The 24247-nt window shown below is 67.4% G+C and carries 21 protein-coding genes, 2 tRNA genes, 1 other RNA gene and 1 pseudogene; 15 read left to right on the top strand and 10 right to left on the bottom strand.

The genetic code is table 11. The annotated features are described in order from the left end of the window. Positions 1–181 precede the first annotated feature (181 nt). The gene (locus tag ACOOF5_RS05880) at positions 182–316 is read left to right on the top strand and encodes a hypothetical protein (RefSeq protein ID WP_420437549.1); all 135 of its coding nucleotides are present in this window, start codon (positions 182–184) and stop codon (positions 314–316) included. A 1-nt stretch (position 317) separates the two neighbouring features. Here the strand turns inward: ACOOF5_RS05880 and ACOOF5_RS05885 are convergent, their stop codons facing one another. The 3 genes and pseudogenes from ACOOF5_RS05885 to ACOOF5_RS05895 form a co-directional block, all read right to left on the bottom strand. After that, a complete protein-coding gene (locus ACOOF5_RS05885; RefSeq protein WP_420437551.1) occupies positions 318–1061 on the bottom strand; it encodes a hypothetical protein in 744 nt (247 codons plus the stop codon). A 310-nt stretch (positions 1062–1371) separates the two neighbouring features. Beyond that, entirely contained in the window at positions 1372–1599 is a 228-nt protein-coding gene (locus ACOOF5_RS05890; RefSeq protein ID WP_420437553.1) for a hypothetical protein, read from the bottom strand. An 80-nt stretch (positions 1600–1679) separates the two neighbouring features. Further along, a pseudogene (locus ACOOF5_RS05895) lies at positions 1680–2306 on the bottom strand (DEAD/DEAH box helicase); the annotation flags it as partial. Positions 2307–2703: 397 nt separating this feature from the next. Here ACOOF5_RS05895 and ACOOF5_RS05900 point away from each other — a divergent pair. The 4 genes from ACOOF5_RS05900 to ACOOF5_RS05915 all read left to right on the top strand — a co-directional run bounded on the left by ACOOF5_RS05900 (position 2704) and on the right by ACOOF5_RS05915 (position 6047). Continuing rightward, complete coding sequence (locus ACOOF5_RS05900; RefSeq protein ID WP_420437555.1) at positions 2704–3255, top strand: hypothetical protein; 552 nt, start codon at positions 2704–2706, stop codon at positions 3253–3255. A gap of 339 nt (positions 3256–3594) precedes the next feature. After that, positions 3595–5112, top strand: coding sequence for an HNH endonuclease (locus ACOOF5_RS05905; RefSeq protein WP_420437557.1), 1518 nt, complete (start codon positions 3595–3597; stop codon positions 5110–5112). Between the two features lie 60 nt (positions 5113–5172). Next, positions 5173–5421 carry a hypothetical protein gene (locus tag ACOOF5_RS05910; RefSeq protein WP_420437559.1) on the top strand — a complete coding sequence of 83 codons (249 nt, stop codon included), beginning with the start codon at positions 5173–5175 and terminating at the stop codon, positions 5419–5421. A gap of 26 nt (positions 5422–5447) precedes the next feature. After that, on the top strand, positions 5448–6047 hold the full coding sequence (locus ACOOF5_RS05915) for a hypothetical protein (RefSeq protein WP_420437561.1): 600 nt from the start codon (positions 5448–5450) through the stop codon (positions 6045–6047). Positions 6048–6130: 83 nt separating this feature from the next. Here ACOOF5_RS05915 and ACOOF5_RS05920 read toward each other — a convergent pair whose 3' ends face one another. Next, positions 6131–6310 (bottom strand): hypothetical protein, encoded by a 180-nt coding sequence (locus ACOOF5_RS05920; protein WP_420437563.1) that lies wholly within the window; start codon positions 6308–6310, stop codon positions 6131–6133. A 123-nt stretch (positions 6311–6433) separates the two neighbouring features. Between ACOOF5_RS05920 and ffs the strand changes: the two genes are divergently transcribed. From ffs to ACOOF5_RS05950, 6 genes are all read left to right on the top strand, one after another. Continuing rightward, an RNA gene (gene ffs, locus ACOOF5_RS05925) (signal recognition particle sRNA small type) lies at positions 6434–6532 on the top strand. Between the two features lie 152 nt (positions 6533–6684). Next, positions 6685–6773: transfer RNA gene (locus ACOOF5_RS05930), tRNA-Ser, on the top strand. A 135-nt stretch (positions 6774–6908) separates the two neighbouring features. Beyond that, positions 6909–7358: a tRNA adenosine(34) deaminase TadA gene (tadA, locus tag ACOOF5_RS05935; protein ID WP_420440901.1), complete on the top strand. Its 450-nt coding sequence runs from the start codon at positions 6909–6911 to the stop codon at positions 7356–7358. A gap of 17 nt (positions 7359–7375) precedes the next feature. After that, on the top strand, positions 7376–9043 hold the full coding sequence (gene boxC, locus ACOOF5_RS05940) for a 2,3-epoxybenzoyl-CoA dihydrolase (RefSeq protein WP_420437565.1): 1668 nt from the start codon (positions 7376–7378) through the stop codon (positions 9041–9043). Between the two features lie 2 nt (positions 9044–9045). Continuing rightward, a complete protein-coding gene (gene boxB, locus ACOOF5_RS05945) occupies positions 9046–10461 on the top strand; it encodes a benzoyl-CoA 2,3-epoxidase subunit BoxB (protein WP_420437568.1) in 1416 nt (471 codons plus the stop codon). 23 nt (positions 10462–10484) lie between these two features. After that, the gene (locus ACOOF5_RS05950) at positions 10485–12041 is read left to right on the top strand and encodes a benzoate-CoA ligase family protein (RefSeq protein WP_420437570.1); all 1557 of its coding nucleotides are present in this window, start codon (positions 10485–10487) and stop codon (positions 12039–12041) included. Between the two features lie 35 nt (positions 12042–12076). On the opposite strand, the gene ACOOF5_RS05955 is transcribed toward ACOOF5_RS05950, so the two are convergent. Continuing rightward, a tRNA-Ser gene (locus ACOOF5_RS05955) sits at positions 12077–12166 on the bottom strand. Between the two features lie 107 nt (positions 12167–12273). On the opposite strand from ACOOF5_RS05955, the gene xseA reads away from it, so the two are divergent. From xseA to ACOOF5_RS05975, 4 genes are all read left to right on the top strand, one after another. Beyond that, entirely contained in the window at positions 12274–13749 is a 1476-nt protein-coding gene (gene xseA, locus ACOOF5_RS05960; protein ID WP_420437572.1) for an exodeoxyribonuclease VII large subunit, read from the top strand. Then, a complete protein-coding gene (xseB, locus tag ACOOF5_RS05965; RefSeq protein WP_420437574.1) occupies positions 13742–13999 on the top strand; it encodes an exodeoxyribonuclease VII small subunit in 258 nt (85 codons plus the stop codon). The genes xseA and xseB overlap by 8 nt, the downstream gene beginning before the upstream one ends. A 297-nt stretch (positions 14000–14296) precedes the next feature. Beyond that, positions 14297–16303: a S9 family peptidase gene (locus tag ACOOF5_RS05970; protein WP_420437576.1), complete on the top strand. Its 2007-nt coding sequence runs from the start codon at positions 14297–14299 to the stop codon at positions 16301–16303. Between the two features lie 21 nt (positions 16304–16324). Continuing rightward, positions 16325–17290 carry an SURF1 family protein gene (locus ACOOF5_RS05975; protein ID WP_420437578.1) on the top strand — a complete coding sequence of 322 codons (966 nt, stop codon included), beginning with the start codon at positions 16325–16327 and terminating at the stop codon, positions 17288–17290. Positions 17291–17365: 75 nt separating this feature from the next. On the opposite strand, the gene ACOOF5_RS05980 is transcribed toward ACOOF5_RS05975, so the two are convergent. The 5 genes from ACOOF5_RS05980 to ACOOF5_RS06000 all read right to left on the bottom strand — a co-directional run bounded on the left by ACOOF5_RS05980 (position 17366) and on the right by ACOOF5_RS06000 (position 24150). Further along, complete coding sequence (locus ACOOF5_RS05980) at positions 17366–18520, bottom strand: MalY/PatB family protein (protein WP_420437580.1); 1155 nt, start codon at positions 18518–18520, stop codon at positions 17366–17368. Between the two features lie 106 nt (positions 18521–18626). Then, positions 18627–19367 (bottom strand): sulfite exporter TauE/SafE family protein, encoded by a 741-nt coding sequence (locus ACOOF5_RS05985; protein WP_420437582.1) that lies wholly within the window; start codon positions 19365–19367, stop codon positions 18627–18629. Between the two features lie 33 nt (positions 19368–19400). Further along, positions 19401–20507: a chorismate synthase gene (gene aroC, locus ACOOF5_RS05990; RefSeq protein ID WP_420437584.1), complete on the bottom strand. Its 1107-nt coding sequence runs from the start codon at positions 20505–20507 to the stop codon at positions 19401–19403. Between the two features lie 175 nt (positions 20508–20682). Continuing rightward, positions 20683–21594 (bottom strand): PAC2 family protein, encoded by a 912-nt coding sequence (locus ACOOF5_RS05995; protein WP_420437586.1) that lies wholly within the window; start codon positions 21592–21594, stop codon positions 20683–20685. 198 nt (positions 21595–21792) lie between these two features. After that, on the bottom strand, positions 21793–24150 hold the full coding sequence (locus ACOOF5_RS06000; RefSeq protein WP_420437588.1) for a beta-propeller domain-containing protein: 2358 nt from the start codon (positions 24148–24150) through the stop codon (positions 21793–21795). Positions 24151–24247 lie beyond the last annotated feature (97 nt).

A 24247-nucleotide genomic window follows, 5' to 3' on the forward strand; every position in this document is an offset into this window, starting at 1 on the left:
CAACGAATTGACTTGGGCAACCTCTCCCCGCAAATCATCAGAACAGCACCGGTCTCCCCCCGATTCGTCGGTGCGCTCCTCCAATTCCCACCTTCAACCAATACATGATGGCCAACTATTACTTGAAGGTTGTCCGCAGCTCCGGTCGCCTGGTCCCGGTGATTCACCCTGGATTCTGAACATGCTTCAAGGATTGGCCCGAGACAAGGACACCGGTCTCGTCCTAGACCGCCTCCGCGACGGGCTCGGGATATTCGATCACCGCTGGATCCGCTTCGACACCATCGACCGGGGCTGCTCAGAACCGGTGAGTTAGCTCAACCGCGGAGCCACTCCAAGATCGCTGCGGCGCCCGCGAACAGCACGACGACCTCCACGGGCAACGCGAGGGCGATCTTCCAGGCTCGGCGCCCGGACTCCTTGCGGTCGGCCTCGCGCTCAGCCGCACGCTCTGCGAGATCAGCCTCTCGCCCGGCCGCACGCTCTCCGAGATCAGCCTCGCGCTCAGCCGCACGCTCTGCGAGATCAGCCTCGCGCTTTCTGAGATCGGCTTCTCGCTCAGCCGCGCGCTCTGCGAGATCAGCCTCTCGTTCGGCCGCACGTCCTGCGAGATCAGCTTCGCGCTTTCTGAGATCGGCTTCTCGCTCAGCCGCACGTCCTGCGAGATCAGCCTCTCGTTCGGCCGCACGCTCTGCGAGATCGGTTTCTCGCTCAGCCGCACGCTCTGCGAGATCGGCTTCGCGCTTTCTGAGATCGGCCTCGCGTTCAGCCGCACGCTCTGCGAGATCAGCCTCTCGTTCGGCCGCACGTTCTCTGAGATCGGCCTCGCGTTCGGCCGCACGCTCTGCGAGATCAGCCTCTCGTTCGGCCGCACGTTCTCTGAGATCGGCCTCGCGCAGCTCGATAAGCCGGTCGAACCTCTTGTCCACATGCACGATGAAGGCGTCGAGCTTGGCTTCGACACGCGCCAAATCGGCCTTGGTAGCGACCTCGGGCGCCGGCACGGGACTCAGCCGCGACATGACGTACTCCGCGACCGTGGCATCGGCCTGTTCACTCATCCAATCGTAAGCACGGACTCGAACAGCTTCGGACACGTTGGCCTCCCGACGACGCAGCGTACGAAATCGAACGTTGACCGTAAACGGGCTGATATTGACATTCAAATGTATTTCGGTATTTTTCGATATCTATAACGTCTCACGCCGTGGCTGAGCGGCGACCCCCAACGCCGGTCACCGCGACGCCCGGGCCGAGGCCCACCATCAGCCTCAACGCACGCATAGGGTCAACAAGCACAGGGATCCTCCAGAACACGGGTATGCGAACACTCCCGATTCTGGGGGATCCCTCACTACACGGCCCGGACCCTCAAACGCTCATCCCACGCGCAAACGCGAAGCGCCGGTATTCATCGACGAGGATCCACCGGAAACCGGCCAGCAGACGCACCCGAGAATCCTCCGCTTCTTCGGGCGCGAGCTCGACGCCTCGCAGCAGCGCGATGGCCTTTTGCATCACTTCGCGCAGAAGTTCGTCGAAGCTCCTGTCACTGGACTGCGCCGCGGTACCCGAGAAGCTGGCGCCGACCAGCCGCACAGCCAGGGCGTGGCATGTCAGCACCATCACGCCGTTGGCGTCGTCGCCGATCAGCTCATGCAGGCGCCGACGAATGTCTGCGGCGGCAGTCCGGCGTGAAAGCGATCTGCGGTGATTCCCTGCTCTTGCGGGAAATCGGCGACCTCCTCGGTTCGTCTGCGGGTCGCGCAGTACACGATCGCACCGCCTTTCGCGCCCGACGGGAGGTGATGATGCAGCGTCGCCAAGACGTCCTGCTGCTTGGCAGGAGCTGATGTCGGCATCACGACAAATTCGAGATTCGTGCGACGGCTGCCGCCATCGAACACCTTCATTTCGACGCCGAGATGCTCTCTGAAGTACTCGCAGATCTCGGTCTTGACCTCTGGCTTCGCGGTCGCGCTCAAACACAGCACCGGGGGCGTGCGCTCGTTCTCAGCGCGCTCGCGAATGAAGCGGTCCACATAGCGGTAATCGGGCCGAAAGTCGTGTCCCCACTTCGACAGACAATGCGCCTCATCGAGCACCCATGCAGCGATCTCGCGTTGAGCCAGAGCACCGCGCACCGACACGCTTCGCAGCTGCTCGGGAGAAATCAGCAGGATCGCTGCGTCACCGAGACGCACCCGCTCAAGTGCTTCCGCCCGTTCCGGCAGCGACAGCAACCCGTTGACCGTCACACACGAGGTAATACCCAGCTTCTGCAGACCCGCCACCTGGTCAGCCAATGCCACGCCGTCAGCAGATCTCCAGGCACCTTCGCCAGCGCCGACTGCTGCTCGGACAAGAGTTGCAGCGCCTGCTGCGCGTCCAAGTAGGGATCGTTGAGATCGGTTCCGACGAGCTGCGCATCCTTGTAGTGCTTGACAAGGCGGTGATACGGGTTCCGCGGGAAGGCCAGCGGCATGAATCCAGTAATCCGCCTCCACCGAACTCAGGGACCCCCAGAGCCTGCGCGAAACAGTGAAGATGTGTGCAGGGAGCGGGCCGTCGGCGTCGAGAAAATCGTTGCGTGCGCGGCGAAGCGGCCAACTATGTTGGGCACAGCCTCGTTGCCCGGCTTATGCGGCGACCTACCGGAACCGAACGTGCGCTTTGAAGCGCCGCGACGCTCAGCGAGGCCCGATGCCCACACCAGTCGACACCACCGCCGCCATGAACGACCCGGCCGAACACGAAGCCGCCGCCGCAGCACCGGCACCGCCCGACACGGGCCACACGCCGAGCGCCGACGCCCGCACACGAAGCGCACTCGGCGACATGAAGCCGGCGGGCGCGGGCAGCGCGGTGTCGCGTAGCGCGATTGTGAACGTGGTGGCTGCGGCGTTGGTGACGGCGATGTTCAGCATGCTGATGTGGCAGATCAGCTCCCTCGGCGACCGCATCGACGCCAATGGCGCACGCATCGACGCCTCGGCAACCGAGTTGCGAGCCGAGATCGGCGCGCTGCGGACCGACATGCAAACCGAGATCGGCGCGCTGCGGACCGACATGCAAACCGAGATCGGAAGCCTGCGAGCTGAGATCGGCGGGCTGCGTGCCGAGATGCAGGCAGGCTTCCGTGAGATCAACGCGACCCTGCTCGATCACACCGACCGTCTCGCCCGCCTCGAAACCGCGGCCGGGCTGCCCCGCATCGTCGTCACACCCGAGTCACCCGACGGCGAGCCGCAATAGCCGCGCCCGCCGCTGCGCGTCGGCACTGGGACTGCCAAGCCGCGATCCGAACCGGCCGCGTCACCCTGCCGAATCGCATCGCTTGGAGCGGCCAAGGCGAGTGCGACCTCGGCGACCCCCAACGCGTCTACGAACTCGTGATGATCCAGAGCGGAAATGCTCGACTGACTATCGGCGGGGACAACGCCTTGACCTGCGTCTTTGCTGAGGTCTCTCATGTCGGGAATGCAATCGGCCGGAATTCGCTCCACCTATTGGCGCGGCGTCTTGGGGGGATTTGCTTGAAATTTGTGCGCACGAATGTTTGTTTTTCGTTACAAACGTGTGTATGCTCTGTTCATGTTCGGCGATGTCGTGCGAGAACTCGCTCCCGGCGATGTGGAGGCACCTGAGGCCGGCGTCGACACTGCGTCTGGGTGGCCCCCTGTGGTTGGGTCGGCGTGGCCGGACCCGACTACGGTGTGGACCGGCGGCGAAATGGGGCCGTTCGAAGACGCAACCGGTTCGGCCGACCATCGGAGCAGCTCGCTGGGCGCGGTCTCGGCCCCGGAGGATTCCCAGCAGTGCGATGCCGTGGCTGGGCGTGCCGGTGACGGCGTGGTCTCGGCCCCGGAGGATTCCCAGCAGTGCGATTGCGCCTCCGGGCGTGCCGGTGACGGCGAGATTGTCGGCGGCGGTGAGGCGAGCTGCGGCGTCGATCTGGGGGCGCTGAACGTCGACGAGCTCACCGATCTGGTGGTCGAGTTGACCGCTGAGCGTGCCCGCGTCGAGGGCCGCTATCTGGCAGCGGTAGGCGAGATGACGTCGCGTTACGGCGCACAAGCCGCTGCGTATGTGCTGCGCGACCAGACACGCATGAACTGCGCGCAGGCCCGCAGCGAGACCCGTCTCGCCGAAAGCCTGGTCTCAGAGGGCTTCGCCGGCACGCTCGACGCGATGCAAGCCGGCGAGATCCATATGTCCCACGCCAAGGTGATCGCCCGCGAAGCACCCAAGAAGCACCGCCGCAGCGAACACGACTTCCTCGAACTCGCCCGCGCGTATCCCTCCGACACGATCGCCCGTCACCCGCTCGCGAACTACAGCTTGGCGATCGCAGACGAGCTCGCAGCCGAGGCCGCCGCCCAACATCTCAGCCCCGCCGACGCGGAGCTGGCACTGCAGCGTCATGAGCGCTCGGCGTCGCTGCGGATCGGCGACGACGGCATGTGGCACCTGCACGGCAAGCTCGACTTCCTCACCGGACGCCAGCTCAGCGACGCCCTGCAGGCTGCGGTGCGCTCGACGCGCCGACGCCACGCCGACAACAACCCCGACCACAGCGGCGACAGCGACGCTGCGTCTCGGGCGCAGCTCACCGCTGACGCCTTGTGCGAGCTGGTGCTGGGCGACGAGACAGCCCGACGCGCCGCGACCAACCTGCTCATCATCGCCGACTACGACATCACCAGCGACCGGCTCGCCAACCCCCGCCTCGACGACGGCACTCCCATGTCAGCGCAGATGCTCGCCGAGTACGGCCTCAACGCCAACGTGCTGCCCGCCATGTTCTCCGCCGACTGGTCACAGCTCGCACTGGGACGCACACGCAACGCCAACGACGCCCAACGGCTCGTGCTCGCAGCACGCGACCGCGGCTGCATCGGCTGCGCACTCACCTCCGAGCACACCCAAGCCCACCACATCGACTACTACGACAACGGCGGCCTCACCGACATCGCCAACCTCGCATCACTCTGCGAGCCATGCCACAAAGACGTGCACACCCGCGGCCGCAAGATCCGCACCCCATCCGACGGCCGCCCCCGACTCCAGCCACCCGAACCCCGCAACGCCGACCCGCCCGACCAGCACTGACCCAGCCCGCAGCCCATCGCTGCGGACCCTCAGACCACGCCGCTTACACAAACTTTCCGAGTGTCACTGTTGATGTCGCCGGGGCTTGTCGGCGATCATTCCGAGCCGCCGGGACGCGTCGGATCCGGCCCAGCCCTTGCAGAACTGGCGGATGTCGGTGACGCGGGCGTCGGCGTCGGCGTCGGCGTCGGCGTCGGCGTCGGCGTCGAGAAAATCGTTGCGTGCGCGGTGGAGCGGCCAACTATGTTGGGCACAGCCTCGTTGCCCGGCTTGTGCGGCGACCTACCCGGAACCGAACGTGCGCTTTGAAGCGCCGCGACGCTCAGCGAGGCCCGATGCCCACCTCCGTCGACACAACCGCCGCCATGAACGACCCGGCCGAACACGAAGCCGCCGCCGAAGCACCGGCACCGCCCGACACGGGCCACACGCCGAGCGCCGACGCCGACGCCGACGCCGACGCCGAAGCATCAGCACCGCCCGACACGGGTCACACGCCGAGCGCCGACGCCGAAGCATCAACACCGCCCGACGCGGGCCACACGCCGAGCGCCGACGCCGGCACACGAAGCGCACTCGGCGACAAGAAGCCGGCGGGCGCGGGCAGCACGGTGTCGCGCAGCGCGATGGTGAACGTGGTGGCTGCGGCGTTGGTGACGGCGATGTTCAGCATGCTGATGTGGCAGATCAGCTCCCTCGGCGACCGCATCGACATCCAAAGCGCACGCATCGACGCCAACGGCGCACGCATCGACGCCTCGTCAACCGAGTTGCGGGCCGAGATCGGCGGGCTGCGTGCCGAGATGCAGGCAGGTTTCAGTGAGATCAACGCGACCCTGCTCGATCACACCGACCGTCTCGCCCGCCTCGAAACCGCGGCCGGGCTGCCCCGCATCGTCGTCACACCCGAGTCACCCGACGGCGAGCCGCAATAGCCGCGCCCGCCGTCGGCGACCACGAAATCGACCTGATCGCCGACCTCCACAGCGGTGCCGTGCTGACACTCGAGGCAAAACTGTCACGAACCGTCACCGCCGCCGACGCACGCCATCTCATAACGCTCAAGGAGCGACTTGGCACGAGCTTCCGCGCCGGGCTGGTCGTATCCCCCGGCGAAACCGCCTACCGACTCGACGACCGCATCGCCGCAGACCCACTCGCCGCCCTCGTCCGACGAGTGAGGACTGTCAGACCGCATCGCCGCCGTCCCACTTGCCGCTTGACAAGGGAGCGTCGGACTATCGCGCCGCTTGGCCCCCGACGGTGACTCATCGGCAGGCTCTGCGGTTATCGTTCGGGCTGTGTCGCCGTCTGACGTGGCGGCCGGGTCCTGTGCAACGGCGACCCGTGAACCGAGTCAGGGCCGGGAGGCAGCAGCTCTCAGCGGACCTCGTTGTGTGCCGCAGATCGCCTGGCCGCCTCGCCAGACGGCGACACGTCTGATGCACAGGGATCGCCGCGCGATCGCTGCATCATCACAGGGATCGCCACGCGATCCCGGCATCATCACAGGGATCGCCGCGCGATCCCGGCATCATCACAGGGATCGCCGTGCGATCGCTGCATCGTTACGGAGAGTTGCCAGAGTGGACGAATGGGCTCGCTTGGAAAGCGTGTGAGGCTTTCATCGGCCTCCGTGGGTTCGAATCCCACACTCTCCGCATGTCGTGCTGAGCCATGTGAGGTTGAGCACTGATGCCCAGCGGCGGGCGCCCAGCCGGGCCGCCAAGGCTCGCCGCGCCATCACTGCTGTTCGACGCAGCCGCCTGACGCCGAAAAAAAGCGGCCACACTGCGGTGGTGACAGACGACGCAGCCATGGAACAGGCGATCGAACAGGCTCGGCAGGCTGCTGCCGTCGGAGAGGTGCCTGTGGGCGCCGTGGTGATGATCGACGGCGAGGTCGTCGCTGCCCGCCACAACGAACGCGAGGCCACCAACGACCCCACAGCGCACGCCGAAGTGCTGGCACTGCGCGACGCCGCTGCCGCGGTCGGCGACTGGCGGCTGAGCGGCGCAACGCTGGTGGTGACGCTCGAACCGTGCCCCATGTGCGCCGGGGCTGCGCTGTCGGCCCGCGTGGCTCGGGTGGTGTTCGGGGCCTATGACCCCAAGGCAGGTGCCGCGGCGACGCTGTACAACCTGCTGGTGGACCCCCGCTTCAATCACAACGCTGAGGTGATCGGCGGACTACGCGAAGCCGAATGCGGCGAGCTGCTCAGCGATTTCTTCAGCAACCATCGCTGAGCGGCCGAGGGGGATCCGTGAGCGATCCAGAGATCGAGTTTGAGACGAGTCCCGAGCAGTACCGCCATTGGGTCACCGAGATCGACCGGGAGCGGGCCACGCTCACCATGAACGTGGACCCGACCGCAGGGCTGCGCGACGACTACGAGCTCAAGACCAACTCCTACGACCTCGGTGTCGACATCGAGCTCTACGACGCAGTCCAACGGCTCCGATTCGAACACCCCGAGGTCAAGGTGGTGGTGGTCACCGGCGGCCTCGACAAGATCTTCTGCGCGGGCGCCAACATCGGGATGCTGGCCGGCGCCACCCATGAGCACAAAGTGAACTTCTGCAAGTTCACCAACGAGACCCGCAACAGCATCGAGGACGCGACGGCCAACTCTTCTCAGGTATGGATCGCGGCGGTCAACGGCACGGCTGCGGGAGGCGGCTACGAGCTGGCCCTCGCCTGCGACGAGATCCTGCTGGTCGACGACCGCGCCTCGTCAGTCTCGCTTCCCGAGATCCCGCTGCTGGCGGTGCTGCCCGGCACCGGGGGGCTCACCCGCGTCGTCGAGAAACGGCACGTGCGGCGCGATCTCGCCGATGCATTCGCTACCCGCACCGAGGGAGTCCGAGGCCGCCAGGCCGTCGACTGGGGACTCGTCGATCAAGCAGCCCCACCCAGTTCGTTTGGCGACCTCATTGACGAGCGCGTGGCTGCCCGCGCAGTCAAGTCTGATCGCCCAGATCTCGGGCCTGGCATCCGCCTCGTGCCGCTCGACCGCACCGTCGACGACGACTCCGTCAAGTACTCCGCCGTGTCGGTGAGCATCGACCGGCGAGCTGGCACGGCCACCTTCACGATCACCGCCCCCGACGCTCCCGAGCCCGCGACGCCCGACGAGTTGATCGAAGCCGGTGCGCAGGCCTGGGTCCTGCGCTGCGCACGCGAGCTCGACGCAGCCGTGCTCCATCTGCGCTTCAACGAGACCGCCATCGGCACATGGGTGTTCCGCACCGAGGGCGATCGGGATGCCGTTATCGCGGCCGAACAGCTCCTGGCTGAACATCCAGATCACTGGCTGGTGCGAGAGATCCGGCTGTACTGGACACGGACGCTCAAGCGATTGGACCTGTCTGCCCGGTCGCTGATGACTCTGATCGAACCTGGCAGCTGCTTTGCCGGAGTCCTGGCCGAGCTGGTGCTCACCGCTGATCGCAGCTTCATGCTCGACGGGACGTGGGAAGATCTCGACGACCCGCCCGAGCCGGCGACGATCCGGCTCACCGGCGCCAATCTCGGCTGGTTCGCTATGTCCAATGGCCTCAGCCGGCTCCAGACCCGGTTCTGGGGCCGACCCGCCGCACTTGCCGCAGCGGAAGCCACCGTCGGTACCGAGCTCGAAGCGCGCGAGGCTGCAGGGGCTGAGCTTGTCACCTTCGCCCCCGACGACATCGACTGGGACGACGAAGTCAGGATCGCGCTCGAGGAGCGGAACAGCTTCTCTCCCGATGCGCTCACCGCAATGGAGGCGAACTATCGCTTCGTCGGGCCCGAGACGATGGAGACCAAGATCTTCTCCCGCCTCTCGGCTTGGCAGAACTGGATCTTTCAGCGACCCAACGCCGTGGGGTCGAAGGGAGCGTTGCAGCGCTTCGGCACCGGTTCCCGGCCGGAATTCGACCCCAGGAGGGTGTGAACATGACCATCGTCGACATCAACGCCAAGATCCCCAACAACGTGGACCTGGCCGACGACCGCCGGCTGCAGCGAGCACTGGAAGGGTGGCAACCGAAGTTCATCCGGTGGTGGGAAGAGCTCGGCCCCGTGGCGTTCAAGCGCAGCCCGGTGTTCCTGCGGACTGCGGTCGACGTCGGCCGTGAGGGCTGGGCCCATTTCGACCATGTGGAGATGCCTGACTACCGCTGGGGGATCTTCCTGGCCGAGCCCGAGCCAGATCGCAAGATCGCCTTCGGCGATCACCAGGGCGACGACGCCTGGCAGGAAATCCCAGGCGAGTACCGGGCCGATCTGCAGCGCCTGATCGTGGTCCAGGGCGACACTGAGCCGGCCTCGGTCGAGCAGCAGCAGCGACTGTGCCTGACCGCCCCCTCGCTGTACGACCTGCGCAACCTGTTCCAGGTCAACGTCGAAGAGGGACGCCACCTGTGGGCGATGGTCTATCTGCTGCACCGTTACTTCGGCCGCGCCGGACGCGACGAGGCCGACGAGATGCTCGAGCGTCATTCCGGCGATGCCGACAACCCCCGAATCCTCGGAGCGTTCAACGAGGAAACGCCCGACTGGCTGTCGTTCTTCATGTTCACGTACTTCACCGACCGCGACGGCAAGTACCAGTTGGCCTCCCTGCGAGAGTCGGCCTTTGACCCACTCAGCCGAACCTGCGACTTCATGCTGAAGGAAGAGGCCCACCACATGTTCGTCGGGGCCTCCGGGGTCGGTCGGGTCGTGCAGCGCACCTTGGAACTGATGCACGAGCACGACACCGACGATGTTCACCCCCACGGTGGTCTCAATCTCCAGCTGATCCAGAGGTACCTCAACTTCCACTACGCAGTGTCGCTAGACCTCTTCGGTGCCGAGACCTCGACGAACGCCGCCAACTACTTCGCCGCCGGGCTGAAAGGCCGCTTCCAGGAAGAGCGTCGCGATGACGACCACGTGCTGCGCGACGCCACCCGCCTCGTGCCCGAAGCCACCGATGACGGCATCGGCGTCCGGGAAGTCACGCAGCTGGCTGCGCTCAACGAGACGCTGCGCGAGGACTACACCGAGGACTGCGGCAAGGGCCTCGACCGATGGAACCGGTCGATCGCCGAAGCCGGGGTCGACTTCGAGTTGCGACTGCCCCATTTCGGCTTCAACCGCAACGTGGGCACCTTCGCAAACCGCCATGTCTCACCGGACGGCCGGATGATCAGCGATGCGCAATGGCACGCCAACGCCTCGGAATGGCTGCCGAGCGATGACGACAAGTCGCACGTGAAGTCGCTCCAGGTCGCTGTGACCGAGCCGGGCAAGATGGCCGGCTGGGTAGCGCCGCCAGCCACCGGCATCAACCGGCAACCGCTCGAGTTCGAATACGTGCGAATCTGAGATCACGAACGAGGAGGCAGTCAATGGTCGAACCGTTCAATGCCGCGACCTGGCTGGTCGACCGTCGCGTCGCTGCCGGCGACGGCGACCGGTTGGCCGTGATCTGCGATGACCAGCGATACACCTACCGCGAGCTTGCCGACGAGATTGCTCGCACCGCGGCTGCGCTGCGGGGGCTCGGCTTGCGGCCCGAGGAGCGCGTCGCCATGGCGATGCTCGACTCGGTTCGGTACGTAGCTGTGTTCTTGGGCGCGCTGCGGATCGGAGCCGTACCGGTCCCGATGAACCCGCTGCTGCCGGGCCGAGATCTCGCCGTGATCACCGCCGACGCGCGCGCCACAGTCGCAGTCGTTTCCGAAGCCGTCGCCGGCTGCATCGGTGATCTGTGCTCAGGGGCGCCGGAAGTCGCGACGGTGATCGTGACCGGCGACATTCCGCCCGATGCCGGCAACGGACACGCCCGCGTCCTGAGCTGGGATGAGTTCGGGGCCGGGGCCGAGGGTGCCGACGGCGCGCACTACCCGACGTGGGACGAATCGCCGGGCTTCTGGCTTTGCACATCAGGCTCGACCGGACAGCCCAAGCTGGCGGCACACCGCCATGTCGACATCCGCGTCACCTGCGAGACGTATGCCCGCTCCGTCCTCGGCATCACACCCGAGGACCGGTGCTACTCGGTCGGGCCGATGTTCCACGCCTACGGGCTTGGCAACTCGCTCAGCTTCCCGTTCTCGGTCGGAGCTTCGACAATTCTCGAACCCGCCAGGCCGCCGACGCCGACGCGGGTCGCCGAATTGGTGACCGCCCATCGGCCGACACTGTTCTTCTGCATTCCCACCTTCTACGCGGCACTCAACAGCTCCGATCTGGCTGACGACACCTTTGCCTCGGTCCGCCTGGCCGCCTCCGCTGCCGAGCCGCTGCCGGCCGAGACCTTCGAGCGGTTCAGGGAGCGATTCGGCGTCACGGTGCTCGACGGCATCGGCTCGACCGAGATGCTCCACGTCTACCTGTCCAACTCGCTTGCGGACCTGCGGCCCGGAACAAGCGGCAAGCCGGTGGCCGGCTACGAGATTCGCATCGTCGACGACAACGGCCGGGATCAACCTCCCGGCGAGCCGGGCCAGCTTCTCGTCAAGGGCCGGTCTATGACGACGGGATACTGGTGTCGATCCGAGACGAACCGGGCCACCTTCGAGGGCCCGTGGATGCGCACAGGCGATCTGTACGACGTCGACGCCGATGGCTATCACACGTACCTGGGCCGGGTCGACGACATGCTGCGCGTCGGCGGCGAGTGGGTGTCACCAGCCGAGGTCGAGGCCACCCTGATCGAGCACCCCACTGTGCTCGAAGCAGCGGTGGTCGGCGAGCACGACACCGACGGCGTGCTGCGACCCGTGGCCTACGTGACTCCCGTCGACGGCGACCTCGTCGCTGCCGACGACATGACGCGCGACCTGACCGCCTTCTGCCGTGAGCGGCTGGCCGGCTACAAGCGGCCTCGTCGCTACGAATTCGTCGACGATCTGCCCAAGACTGCGACTGGCAAGATCCAGCGGTTCAAGCTGCGGTCATGAGTCGCCGCGAGACCGATCTGCGGTGACGGCGGGTGTGGCGGAAGGTGTGGGATTCGAACCCACGGTGACCCGAAGGCCACAACGGTTTTCGAGACCGCCCCATTCGTCCGCTCTGGCAACCTTCCGCAGCGCACCCTATCGACGCCTGCGCGGCTGACCGCCTCGCCCGCGGCCCCTGCGATGCGGCAATATTCGGTCGCGCGGGAGGCGAATTCGTGACAGCCTCAGGGCCGTGAGCAGCGCTGTGGAGAGCTTCGGGACCCCGGCAGGCGCGATGGCCGGGCAACCCGACGGCACCTGGTCAGTCTCGGCACTTGCACACGCCATCGGCGAGACGATCCAGCGGGCCTTCCCCGCCGAGGTCTGGGTACGCGGCGAGATCATCGGCTACTCGGTGGCAGCAAGCGGCCACATCTACTTCAACCTCATCGAGCCAGGGACAGGCGGCGACCGCCGCGGCGATCGCATGCGGGTGGCGCTGTTCAAGGGACGTCAGCGCCTCGTCAACCGCGACCTCGCCGCTGCGGGCGGGCTGACACTCGACGACGGCATTGAGGTGCGGATCCGCGCCGAGGTGGAGTACTACGCCGGCAGCGGGCAGGTCCAGCTCATTATGAGCGGCGTTGATCCGCACTTCACGCTCGGGGTGTTGGCCGCTGACCGTGAGCGCACGCTGGGCGAATTGGCCGCGTCGGGCCTGCTGCGGCGCAATGCCACCGCACCGTTGGCGTTGGTGCCGCTGCGCATCGGGCTCATCACAGCCGCTGGCAGCGCCGCCCATGCTGACTTCGTCCATGAACTCGAGTCGAGCGGCTACGCGTTCGAGGTGCTGCTGTGCGACGCCCGGGTGCAGGGCGTGACGGCCGAAGCCGACCTCGTCGCAGCGTTGCGCACGCTCGGCCGAGCCGATGTCGACGCGATCGCGCTCGTGCGCGGCGGGGGTGACCGCACCGATCTGCTGGCGTTTGACCTCGCCAGCGTGGCCACAGCCATCGCGACGTGCCCGCTGCCGGTGTTCTGCGGGATCGGCCACGAGATCGACACCTCGGTAGCAGACCAAGTGGCGCATACCGCAGCCAAGACACCGACCGCGTGCGCCAGCGCGCTCGTTGGGAATGTCGCCGCGTTCGATGAACGCCTGGCTCAAGCCCGCCGCGAGATCGACCGCGCCGCTCGCTCGAGGACGTCGGCCGCAGCTGCGCGCCTGGCGACAGCGCGAGGAGCGCTCGGCTTGCTGGCCGAGCGCCGCCTGGCCCGCCCGCGCGCGCAGCTCGGCGAAGCCCGGCTGCGGCTGGATCATCACGCGCAACGGCATTGCCGCGCAGCGGCCGGCAGGCTCGCCAGCGCGAGCCACGCACTGCAGCGAAGCCACGCCCATGCCCAACGCGGGCTGGCGTCGCTTCGCGCCCAGCGGCCCCGGTTGAAACGGGCCTCGACGCGACGCCTCAACGCAGCCAAGGCGCGCTTGCGTTCCGCATCGGCACTCGTGTCGGCGGTCGCGCCCGAGCGAACCCTGGCTCGGGGTTTCTCGATCACACGAGCGGCCGATGGCGGCATCGTGCGAGAGATGCCTGCTGCCGGCGATGTCATCTCCACTGAGACCCAACGCGCTGTGTTCCCCAGCGTCGTTCAAGGCAGCAGGACTAGCGGCAGTCAGCCAGACAGGCCGGCTGATAATCCGACAACGGGAAGGACCACTGATGGCTGAAGACACCGACGGCGGCGCGCAGGCGGGCGATGCCGAATTCGGCGGCTACGCCGAGTCGATGGTCGAACTCGAGTCCATCCTGGCCAGCCTCGAGAACGACGACATCGACATCGACGCGCTGGCCTCCCAGGTCGCCCGCGCCTCGCGCCTGATCGCGCACTGCGAAGGGCGCCTACGCGCCACAGAACTGTCCCTGCAGACGATCCTGGCCCAGCACGAGCCAGCGTCGGCCGACGAGGAAGCCTCCTGAGGCTCGACCCGCGGCGTCGCAGGAAAGTGTGGACCGGGGGAGTTGGTGGGCGCTCCCCCGGTCCACTGGCGCGTCACGGGTCGGTGGAAACCCGGAGCGCACGCTCACGCCGCCGCGGACAATGCCCACTGTGAGTGACCGCGTCAGTTTGTCGAAACCACTGAGGAACCTATGAGTTCGCCATCCAATTGTCAAGATAATGCGGCCCGAAATACCGGTGATTCCGGGGATCTTCCATACGGTGCGTGGCCATCGCCGCTGCAAGCGGCTGACGTCGCAGCGGGAGCTGTGCGTCGGGTGGAACCGCGGGTCGCGGGCGGCTGGGCCTACTGGGTGGAAGAGCGGCCGCTCGAGCGCGGGCGGGGCGCCGTCGTCCGGGTGAGGCTCGACGAGCCCGATGCGGGGCCCGCGGACGTTCCCTATACATCGGAAGCAGACATCCGCACCGCGGTGCACGAATACGGCGGCGGGGCATGGCTGGCGTTGGAAGCGCCAGACGGCAACCACTTCGTGCTGGGCAGCTGCATGAGCGACCACCGCATCCGGCTGTTCGACGTGACGGGAAACATTGCCCCGCAACCGATGAGCCCCGCACCCGATGTGCCGGGAAGCCTGCGCTATGCCGACCCGGCGGTGGTGCCCTCACCACGTCCCACCGCCGGCGACCCGAGATTCGAACCGGTCACGGTGTGGGTGCGAGAGTCGCACCCCGACACCGCCGACGAGCCGACCAACGAGCTGATCACGGTACGCCTCGACGGGACGGTCAGCGTCGTGGCGTCCGGTGCCGACTTCTACTCCTCGCCTCGGCCTTCGCCGGACGGATCCGATCTGGCCTACCTCAGCTGGGACCACCCGAACATGCCGTGGGATCACACCCGCCTGCATCTGGTGGAACTCCGTGACGGCGAGCCGGTGCCGGGCACCGACCGGGTGCTGTGCGACGGCCCCGCGGTGACCCAGCCCGCATGGAGCCCCGACGGCGACCTGCACATCGTGACCGACGTCGACGGCTGGTGGTCGATCCATCGCGTCGATGCGAAGACTGGTGACACCGACCCGCTGCTGGCTGACGCTGAGGTGAGCAGTGCCCGCCGCGAATTCGGGGTTCCTGCGTGGGTGTTCGCGCAGGCCACCTATGGCTGGGACGGGGGCGGCAACCTGTGGTGCACCTGGGTAGCCGATGGCGTCGGCCATCTCGGACGCATACACGGTGACCGGCTGGCGGAGATCCCGAGCGGGTTTACCGACTTCGGCCGGCTGGCGGTGACGGCCGGTGGCACCGCTGTCACCGTGGCCGCAAGCTGGACACGCCGCGCTGCCGTGATGGAGATCGCAGCCGACGGCACGCATCGCCAGCTCAGCGCCGCCGAATCCTCAACCCTGGAGCCCGCCGACGTCTCGGTCCCCGAGGCATTCACCTTCGACAGCGCCGATGGGCGCCAAGCGCACGCGTTCTTCTTCCCGCCTGCCAATTCGGCCATGTCGGGGCATCTCGCCGAGGCCGCTGCCCGCGGCTCGTCCGTCGAACCGTCCCCCGCGGACGCTGACGGGTCAGCTTCGTCCAGCGAGCTTCCGCCGCTTGTGGTGCTCAGCCACGGCGGACCGACGGGCTCGGCCCGCAGCTCGCTCGATCTCCCCATCCAGTACTGGACGACCCGCGGCATCGCCGTGGTGGACGTGAACTACGGCGGCAGCACGGGTTACGGCACCGCCTTCCGCAACCTGCTGGCGGGCCAGTGGGGCGTCGTCGACACGCAGGACTGCATCAACGCTGCGCTGCATCTGGCCCGAGAGGGCGCTGTCGACGCGCAGCGGCTGGTCATCAAGGGCGGCTCGGCTGGCGGCTACACCACGCTGTGCGCGCTCACGAGCAGCGACGTGTTCGCAGCCGGTATCTCCCGCTACGGCGTGGCCGATCTCGAGGCGCTCGCTCGTGACACGCACAAGTTCGAGGCCCGATACCTCGACGGGCTGATCGGCCCGTGGCCCGACCAGGCCGACCTGTACCGGGAACGCTCGCCGATCTGGCGCACCGACCAGCTGGCGACCCCGATGATCGTGCTGCAGGGCACCGAGGACCGGGTGGTGCCCCAGAGCCAGTCCGAACAGGTCGTCGAAGCTCTGGCGAACGCAGGCGTGCCGCACGCCTACCTGCTGTTCGAGGGCGAGGGGCACGGCTTTCGCCGCGGGCCCAACATCGTGTCAGCGCTTGAAGCCGAGCTGTCATTCCTCGGCCAGGTGCTGGGCTTCGAGCCCGCAGGCGAGATCGCCCGCGTCGAGGTGCGCGGGGGCCACCGGTAGCGTCGCCCGCGAGGTCGTGACATGTACTCGTTCGCGCGCACGCCACGCTGGCTGGCAGGCCATGCGCTGGCCGGGGGCCTGCTGGTGATCTTCCTGATAGCCGGCTTCTGGCAGCTGAGCCGCCACCACGAGGTGCGTGACCACAACGCAGCGATCATCGAACGCCAAGACATGCGGCCGCTCGATGTCGAGGAGTTCCTGACGGCGCTGGACGCTGCTGTCGGCGCGTCCGACGCAGCAGACGCCGGTGCAGCAGCCGTCGACTACGGGTCCGGTCCGCTCGCCGAATTGGAGTACCGGCCGGTCAGCCTGTCGGTGGCGGGCGTCGGCTGGGGGGACGCCGTACAGATCCGGAACCGCAGTCTCAGAGGCGTTCCGGGGTGCCATCTGGCCCTGCCCATGGCCGCCGACGTCAGCGCCACGGCGTCCGCGCTCGACGACGACGCCACAGACGAGCTCCGAGCCGCGAACAGCGGCGCACGCATCGAGGGCGGCGCCCGAGGCGTCCTCGTCGTTGCAGGCTGGCTGCCGACAGGTGGGGTCTGCGAGGACGCCGTCGACAAGGGCGCTGATGCTTTCCGCGGCGGTCTGAGCGATCTGCGACACATCGAGGGCCGCATTCGCTTGAGCCAGCAACGAGGCCTTCTCGGCCCGGCCGATCCTCAGCAGGGCCGACTCGATTCTCTGGCGCGTACAGACGTCGGGCGCATCGACCAGCAGACGTCGCTCGATCTCGTTCCCGTGTACATCGAGCTCACGACAGCCGCACGCGCCGACGGGACGCCAATTGGCGTGGGGGACGACGCTGCGGGCACGGGCCTGACCGCCCTCTTGGCGCCGCTGGCGCCGCCCGAACTCGACGTCGGGCCGCACTTGGGCTACACGTTCCAGTGGTTCAGCTTCGCTGCGGTCGCCGTGGTGGGCTACACGCTCGTGCTGCGCCACCAAGCCCGCAAAGGCGAATCAGAACAGATCGCCGACGACTGAGCGCGTGCGCTGCAAGACACATACGTCACAGCGGCGGAGCCGGCTAGCGGCGGAGGCGGCTAGCGGCGGAGGCGGCTAGCGGCCGATGGCTTTGGCCATGCGGGCGGTGGCTTCGTCCAGCATCGCTGGCGAGGTGGCGAAGTTGAGGCGCACGTGGCTGGCGCCTTCGGGCCCGAAGTCGAGCCCAGAGTTCAGATACACCCTGCCCTGCCCCAGAAAGACCGAGGCGGGGTCGTCGCCGAGGCCCAGCTCGCTGCAGTCCAGCCACGCCAGGTAGGTGGCATCGGGCGGGCGGTACCGAACTTCGGGCAGTCGCTCGGCGAGCAGCTGCGCCAGCAGGTGACGGTTGGCGTCAAGACCGGCCACTAGCTCATCCAGCCAGTCCAGCGCCTCGGTCCAGCCAGCGATCGTGGCTACCTGGCCGAGAATCCCGATGCCGCCGATCAGCCGCTTGGGGATCTTCTTGGTGATCGGGCCGTAGCGCGATGACGCAGAGTGCAGGAACGCCATCCGCAGCCCCGCCATATTGAACGACTTCGTGGCAGCGGTGACGGTGACGGTCCGCTCGGAGGCCAGCTCGCTCACCGATGCCACCGGAATGTGCCGCCCCGGCGCATACACCAGGTCGCAGTGGATCTCGTCGGAGATCACCACCAGGTCATGACGCTCGGCGACGTCGATGACCGCCGCAATGTCGCCGGCGTCGAGCACCATGCCGCACGGGTTGTGCGGCTGGCACAGGATCACTGCGGTGACATCGGGCGCCGACGCAACCGATTCGAAGTGGTCGAGGTCGAGCCGCCAACCGTTGTCGTGGCGGATGAGCGGATTGGGCACCACGCGGCGCCCGTGTCCCTCCACGCTGGAGAAGAACGGCGGGTAGGCGGGCGTCTGGAAGATGACCCCGTCGCCGGGCTCGGTGCAATAGGTGATCGCCAGCTCCAGGCCCTGGATCACGTCGTGAACCCGGACGACGTCGCCCGGGTCGACCTGCCAGCCGAACGCCTCGCCCATGCGCTTCGCGAACACATCGAGCACAGGGATCGGCAGGTCATAGAAGTCGTAGCCCAGGCCGCCCGAGTCGATGCGTTCGCGTACTGCTTCGAGCACCGCTGCGGGCTGCTCCACGTCCATGTCGGCGACCCAGGCCGCCAGCACATCGGGGCCTTCTCGTCCCCACTTGATGCCCGGGCGGTTCCGAACTCGTTCGCTATCCAAGTCGAAAATCACGAGGCGACCCTACGCGTCGAAGCGCCGCACAAGTCGGCCGGACACAGCGTGGACCGCCGCCTGCCCGCGACGGCGACGCCGTGTGCGGGCCAACACGCACAGATGCTCAGTACAAGCCCAGCATGCGTCCAGCGAGACCGAGCACTGCCACCACCAGAACTGGCCGGATCAACCGCTCGCCTCCCCGTACGGCCCAGCGGGCGCCCAACCAGCCGCCGACCGCGAAGCCAGCCGCGACGATGACGGCGAAGCCCCAGTGGACCTGATCGTTCAGAATGAACACCGGCACCGCCACGACGGTCAGCACGGCGATCACCACCACCTTGACGGCGTTGGCGTTCACCAAGTCCAGACCGGCGTGGGACAGCGCCAGAACCAGCATGAGCCCCACCCCTGCTTGGAATGCGCCGCCGTACGCGCCGATCAGGAAGAACACCGCGGTGGTGAGCCACATCGGCCACGTGATGTCCTCACTGCGGGCTTTGGGCGGGCGCAAGCTCAGGATCAGCAGCGGCACCATCAAGATGCCGAAGATGCGCTCGAAGGCCGTGTCGCTGAGCAGGCTCGACACGGCGTACGCGCCGATCACCGAGCCGATCACCGCCGGGATGAGGATGGGTACCGAACGGCGCAGTCCCGACACGCCTTCGGATCGGTATCCCGCCACCGAGGCCACGTTCTGGGTCACAACGCCGATGCGGTTGGTGCCGTTGGCAACGAGCCCGCCGAGATCGCCGACCACCGTGAGCAGGCTGACCGTCAGCAGCGAACCGCCGCCCGCCATGGCGTTCACGACGCCGGCCACCACACCCGCGGCGGCGATGAGCGCGATCTGCCCTATATCCACTGGCGGAGGCCCATCAGCGCGAGTCCACCAGCGCTAGGTCTGGGACGCAGGTCCGGGTGCGAGCTGAGTCGTCTGCTGACGCAAGAGATGATCGGCCAGCACGAGGCAGACCATCGCCTCGACCATCGGCACCGCCCGGGGCAGCACGCACGGATCGTGACGACCTCGTGCGGCCAGCACAGTCGCCTCGTTGGCGTTTGTGACGGTCTTCTGCTCGGAGGCAATGGTGGCGGTGGGCTTGAACGCGACGCGCAGCATGATGTCGGCGCCGTTGCTGATGCCGCCCTGGATGCCGCCGCTGCGATTGGTGACCGTGACGGGGCGGCCGTCGGGACCGGGGGCGAATTCGTCGTTGTGCGTGCGGCCCGTCATCAACGTGCCGGCGAAGCCGCTGCCGATCTCCATGCCTTTCGCGGCCGGCAACGACATCACCGCTCCCGCCAGCTCTGCGTCGAGCTTGTCGAAGACCGGCTCGCCGAGGCCCGGTGGCACGCCACGCGCCACGCAGGCCACGACCCCGCCGAGGGAGTTGCCGTCGCGTCGGGCCGCATCGATGGCTTCGATGATGCGGCCTGCGGCGACGGGATCAGCGCAACGCGTCGGATCCGCTTCCACGTCGTCCCTCGTCAGCTCTGCGGGGTCCACGTCGGCGGTGATGTCGCGCACCGAGCTGACCCACCCCAGCACCTCTGTGCCGACAGTTGCGAGGATCTTGCGAGCGACTGCGCCCGCAGCCACTCGGCCGACGGTCTCGCGGGCCGATGCCCGGCCGCCGCCCTGCCAGTTGCGGATGCCGTACTTGGCCTCGGTGGTGTAGTCGGCGTGGCTGGGCCGGTACTTGGTTGCCATCTCGGAATAGGCACCGGGCCGAGCATCGGTATTCGCCACGGTCATGCCGATCGGCGTCCCCAGCGTCAAGCCCTCGAAGACTCCCGAGTGAATCGTGACCCGGTCCGCCTCCTGGCGTTGTGTGACGATCCGGCTCTGGCCAGGCCGGCGGCGGTCCAGATCGACCTGCACATCGGCTTCGCTCAATTCGAGACGCGCGGGGCAGCCGTCAATGATCACCCCCAGCGCACCGCCGTGCGATTCGCCGAACGTGGTGACCGCGAAGCGTTCCCCAAACGTGCTGCCGCCCATGTCAGAACCCTACGACGGCGTATGTACCGCCACAGCAGCAATTCGCATCAACGGAGTGGCACAGATGTCATAGCGGCGGAGGCGGCAGGAGACTCTGCGACGTTGCGACCTGCTGGATCGCTGGAGCGGAGGGTCCGGCCGCCTCCGCAGCGGGCACGCCCATTGGCGCGGCCTCTTAGTCCGACTGGTCGCTGACGCCGTCGCCGGGGGGCGATTCGCGCTGCTCGGCCAGGAATTTCTGGAATTCGAGCGCAATGTCGTCGCCGCTTGGCAGATTCTCCTCGGCGGTGCGGTCCGCTTCGGACTCGAGCTGGCGGATATAGGTCACAATCTCGGGATCTCGGGCGACCGCCTCGTCGACCCGTTGCTCCCAGGTCTGCACGCTGGTGTCGAGCTCCCGGTAGCCGGTCGTCACGCCGGTGACCGTCTCGAAGTGGGCCAGCAGCGCACGCGTGCCCTTGGGATTCGGCGGCCCTGCGACGTAATGGGGCACACCGACGCGCAGCGACACCACGGGCAGCGCAGCCCGGTCCAGCACGTCGTGCAGAGTCCCGATGATGCCGGTGGGGCCTTGATACGTCGGCCGATCTAGGCCTAGGCGGGCCGCCAGCTCACCGTTCGCGGCGCTGCCCTTGACCGAGGCTGTCCGCGAGTGCGCCACCCCCGCGACCATTGCCCCGAGCGTCACCACCATCTGGCAGCCGAGCCCCCGGGCGATTTCCGCCACGCCTTCGCAGAACGTACGCCAGCGCATCCGCGGCTCGATGCCCGACAGCAGCACGAGGTCGTGGGGCGGGGCGGCCGGCACGACGTGGCACTCGATCTCCGGCCAGCTAATGCGGCGTTCCCCTTCCGAGGTGATCTCGATGTGCGGGCGACTCTCCTGGAAGTCGAAGAACTCCTCAGGGTCGATGTGGCAGACCCGCCGTGCCTCGCTGCGCTCGCGGATCCACGCCAGCGCGCCGGTGGCGCATTCGCCGGCGTCGAACCAGCCTTCGAACGCGACAAGCAGCAACGGGTTGCGCAGTTTGGGCGCGCCTTCCCAGACGACGATCGGTTGCTCAGCAGGATTCTGTTGTTGGGTCACCTGTTACTTCCCGCTCTTGTTCCCAGCTCGGATTCTCTACGTGCTCACGGACCGCTCGGGTCCCGGCTTCGCCCTGCGCTTGCCGCTCTGGCTCTCCGTTGTCATGCGAATGGGCTCGCCGGCCGCCCGGGGCCGGGGGCTCGGCTTCATGGCATCACTATGGCCGATACGCAGCCCGATTACGCCCGAGATTTGCGATCAACGCTCCCACGCCAGCAGCGCGACACGCTCCAGCGACTCCAGCGAGATCGATTCGAGCGCCTCGTTGGAGACGAGATACAGCCGGTCGCCGACCACCGCGCTAGCGGTCACCTGCGCCTGCCAGTCGTTGTCGAACCAGCAGTAGCGCTCCCAGGGGCCGGACTCTTCGCTGCCGTCGGGTCGGATGAGGATCTCGCGTGACTCGCGGCATCTGCGCTGCGGCGCATCGGCGTGGCTGAAGCGTGCGCGCTCGGTGAGGTCCCGCTGTGCGGTGCCGAGCGCCACGGCGCCGAGGAACGGCGGCTCGTCGCTGCTGTCGTCGAACGGGTACTGGTTCAGCGGCAGCACAACAAGGTCGCTCGGCTGCCAGTGCAAGAAGGCGTGCGCGTTGAACTCCACATGGCTGTGCCCGCCCGGGGCGGTCCACTGGGCGATGCGCTGTGGCCGGTCGGGGTCGGCGATGTCGAACAGCGACACCTGGGTGCCCGTGGTGAAGCCCTCGTCGGTGGCCTCCTGGCCGACTCCGAGCAACAGGTCGTCGCCGAGCGGATGGAGATACGCCGAATAACCGGTGATCTTCAGTTCGCCCCGCACGACGGGCGCGGCCGGATCGGACAGGTCGAGCAGATAGAGCGGATCGACCTGACGGAAGGTCACCACCGCAGCGATATCGCCGAGGTAGCGCACGGCGAAGATTCGCTCGTCGACGCCTAGACCGTCGACTTGGCCGACCTCCGCCAAACCGTCATCACCGACGGCGAACACTGTCACAAGACTCTCCGACGCAGTGCTGCTGGCATCGTCGCGCCAGGTCCACCACGCCGGAGTGGTGGTGGTCGCAATCCGCAGGTGGCCGTCGTGCTCGGACATGGAGTACTGGTTGAGCACCACGCCCCGCACTGTCGCCGACCCGACGTAGCTGCTCGCGGCTCGCCCGGTGGTGTCGAACATGTGGATCTCTGTCTCGACGGCTGAGTCGTCTTGGGGGCCCGCGGGGGAGATCCGCCAGTCGTGCCAGCGGCTCGTGGTCACGTAGAGGTGATCCGGCGAGGCATAGATCGTGCTGGCGTCGGACATGATCGAAACAGCATCCATCGGCCCCGCCAGACCGTCCGCGGCGATGTCAATGGTGGTGACGCTGAGCGTGCCCGTGCCGCCATGGTGCGGAGGGATCCAGATGCGGTCGCAGCCCACGAGACGGCCGCCGTCAACAGCGGTGCCGGAGGCGTCGCTCAGGACGAATCGCGGCAGCCAGTCGTCGATCGTCGTGTCGGCGATGGCCTCACGGTTCGCTGCTGTGGCGCGTTCCTGCGCAGCGGTATCGCCGGATTGGGGGACAGCCCACCGAATCGCAGTCGGTCGTGAGGTGGTGGCCACCCGCACTACGCCGTCGATCATGCGGGCGCCGATGTAGTTGCCTTCGATTTCGAGCTGCCTTGCGACCGTCGGCGTGGCCCCGCTCAGGTCGATCTCCACGATCACCGTCGTGGGGCCCGAGCCCGGCCCCGGCTGAATGTCGATCTCGATGTCTGGTTCGATATCGGGCTCGATGTCGGCGGGTTCGGCGAAGGGCACGATGACGTCCCACTTCGAGGCGAACACGAGCACGCGGTCGCCGTGCAGCAGCAGGCTCGAAACCCACTGCTCGTCGAGCTGCACCGAAGCGATCAGCGCCGGCTCGGCACCGGTGACATCCACGACGTGCACCCGGTTCTCGTTGGCGACCACCATGCGCCGACCGTCGGTCTTGACAGTGTCGGGCTCGTCGATGCCGGATTCTTGAACGTTGGAGGTGCTGTAGTCGATGCCTGGCTGGGGCACCAAGCCGTCGATGGCAGCATCATCGGCAGTCGCCGCCGCTTGCTCGAACATCTCCCCACCGAAGCCGTCTTCGTCGAGACCCCATGGGCCGACCGCCGCAGCCGCGTGCTCTTGCACGTAGCCGAGCACGGCATCGCACTCGCCGAACTGGCGCAGCGCCGCAGCCCCGACAGCGCCCGCGGGCACCGCCCCGCCTGCCCCCGCAGCTGCGTCGTCAACCGCGTCGTCAGCCGATCCGTCGACGCCCGACGAATTGTCTGACGCCGAACTGGCTTGCGGCGGTTGATCGTCGCCTGGCTCGGTTCCGGCGGACGAAGTGTCCGCACCGGCACCGTCAGCGGGGTCATCTCCGGCACCGTCCGCAGTGCCGCTGGTGACGGCAGGCCCCAAGGTGCTGAGCGACGGCTCGTCGACGGCACCGTCATTGGCGTCGCTTGCGCAGGCCGCCGCAAGCAGGCCCGCAACAGCCAGCACTGCGAGCAAGCGCCATGCCTTGGCAGGCTTGGATCTGGTGTGTTTGGGTGCTTTGGTCATCAACTCAGATGACGCCGGCGGCGCCGGCGGCGTTCCACATGCAACGTTACGTTGCTGTGACGAACGTGCCTGATGTCGCATGAATTGTCCGGATGGA

The sequence above is a fragment of the Candidatus Poriferisodalis sp. genome (genome assembly GCF_965214215.1).
Classification (GTDB): domain Bacteria; phylum Actinomycetota; class Acidimicrobiia; order Acidimicrobiales; family Poriferisodalaceae; genus Poriferisodalis.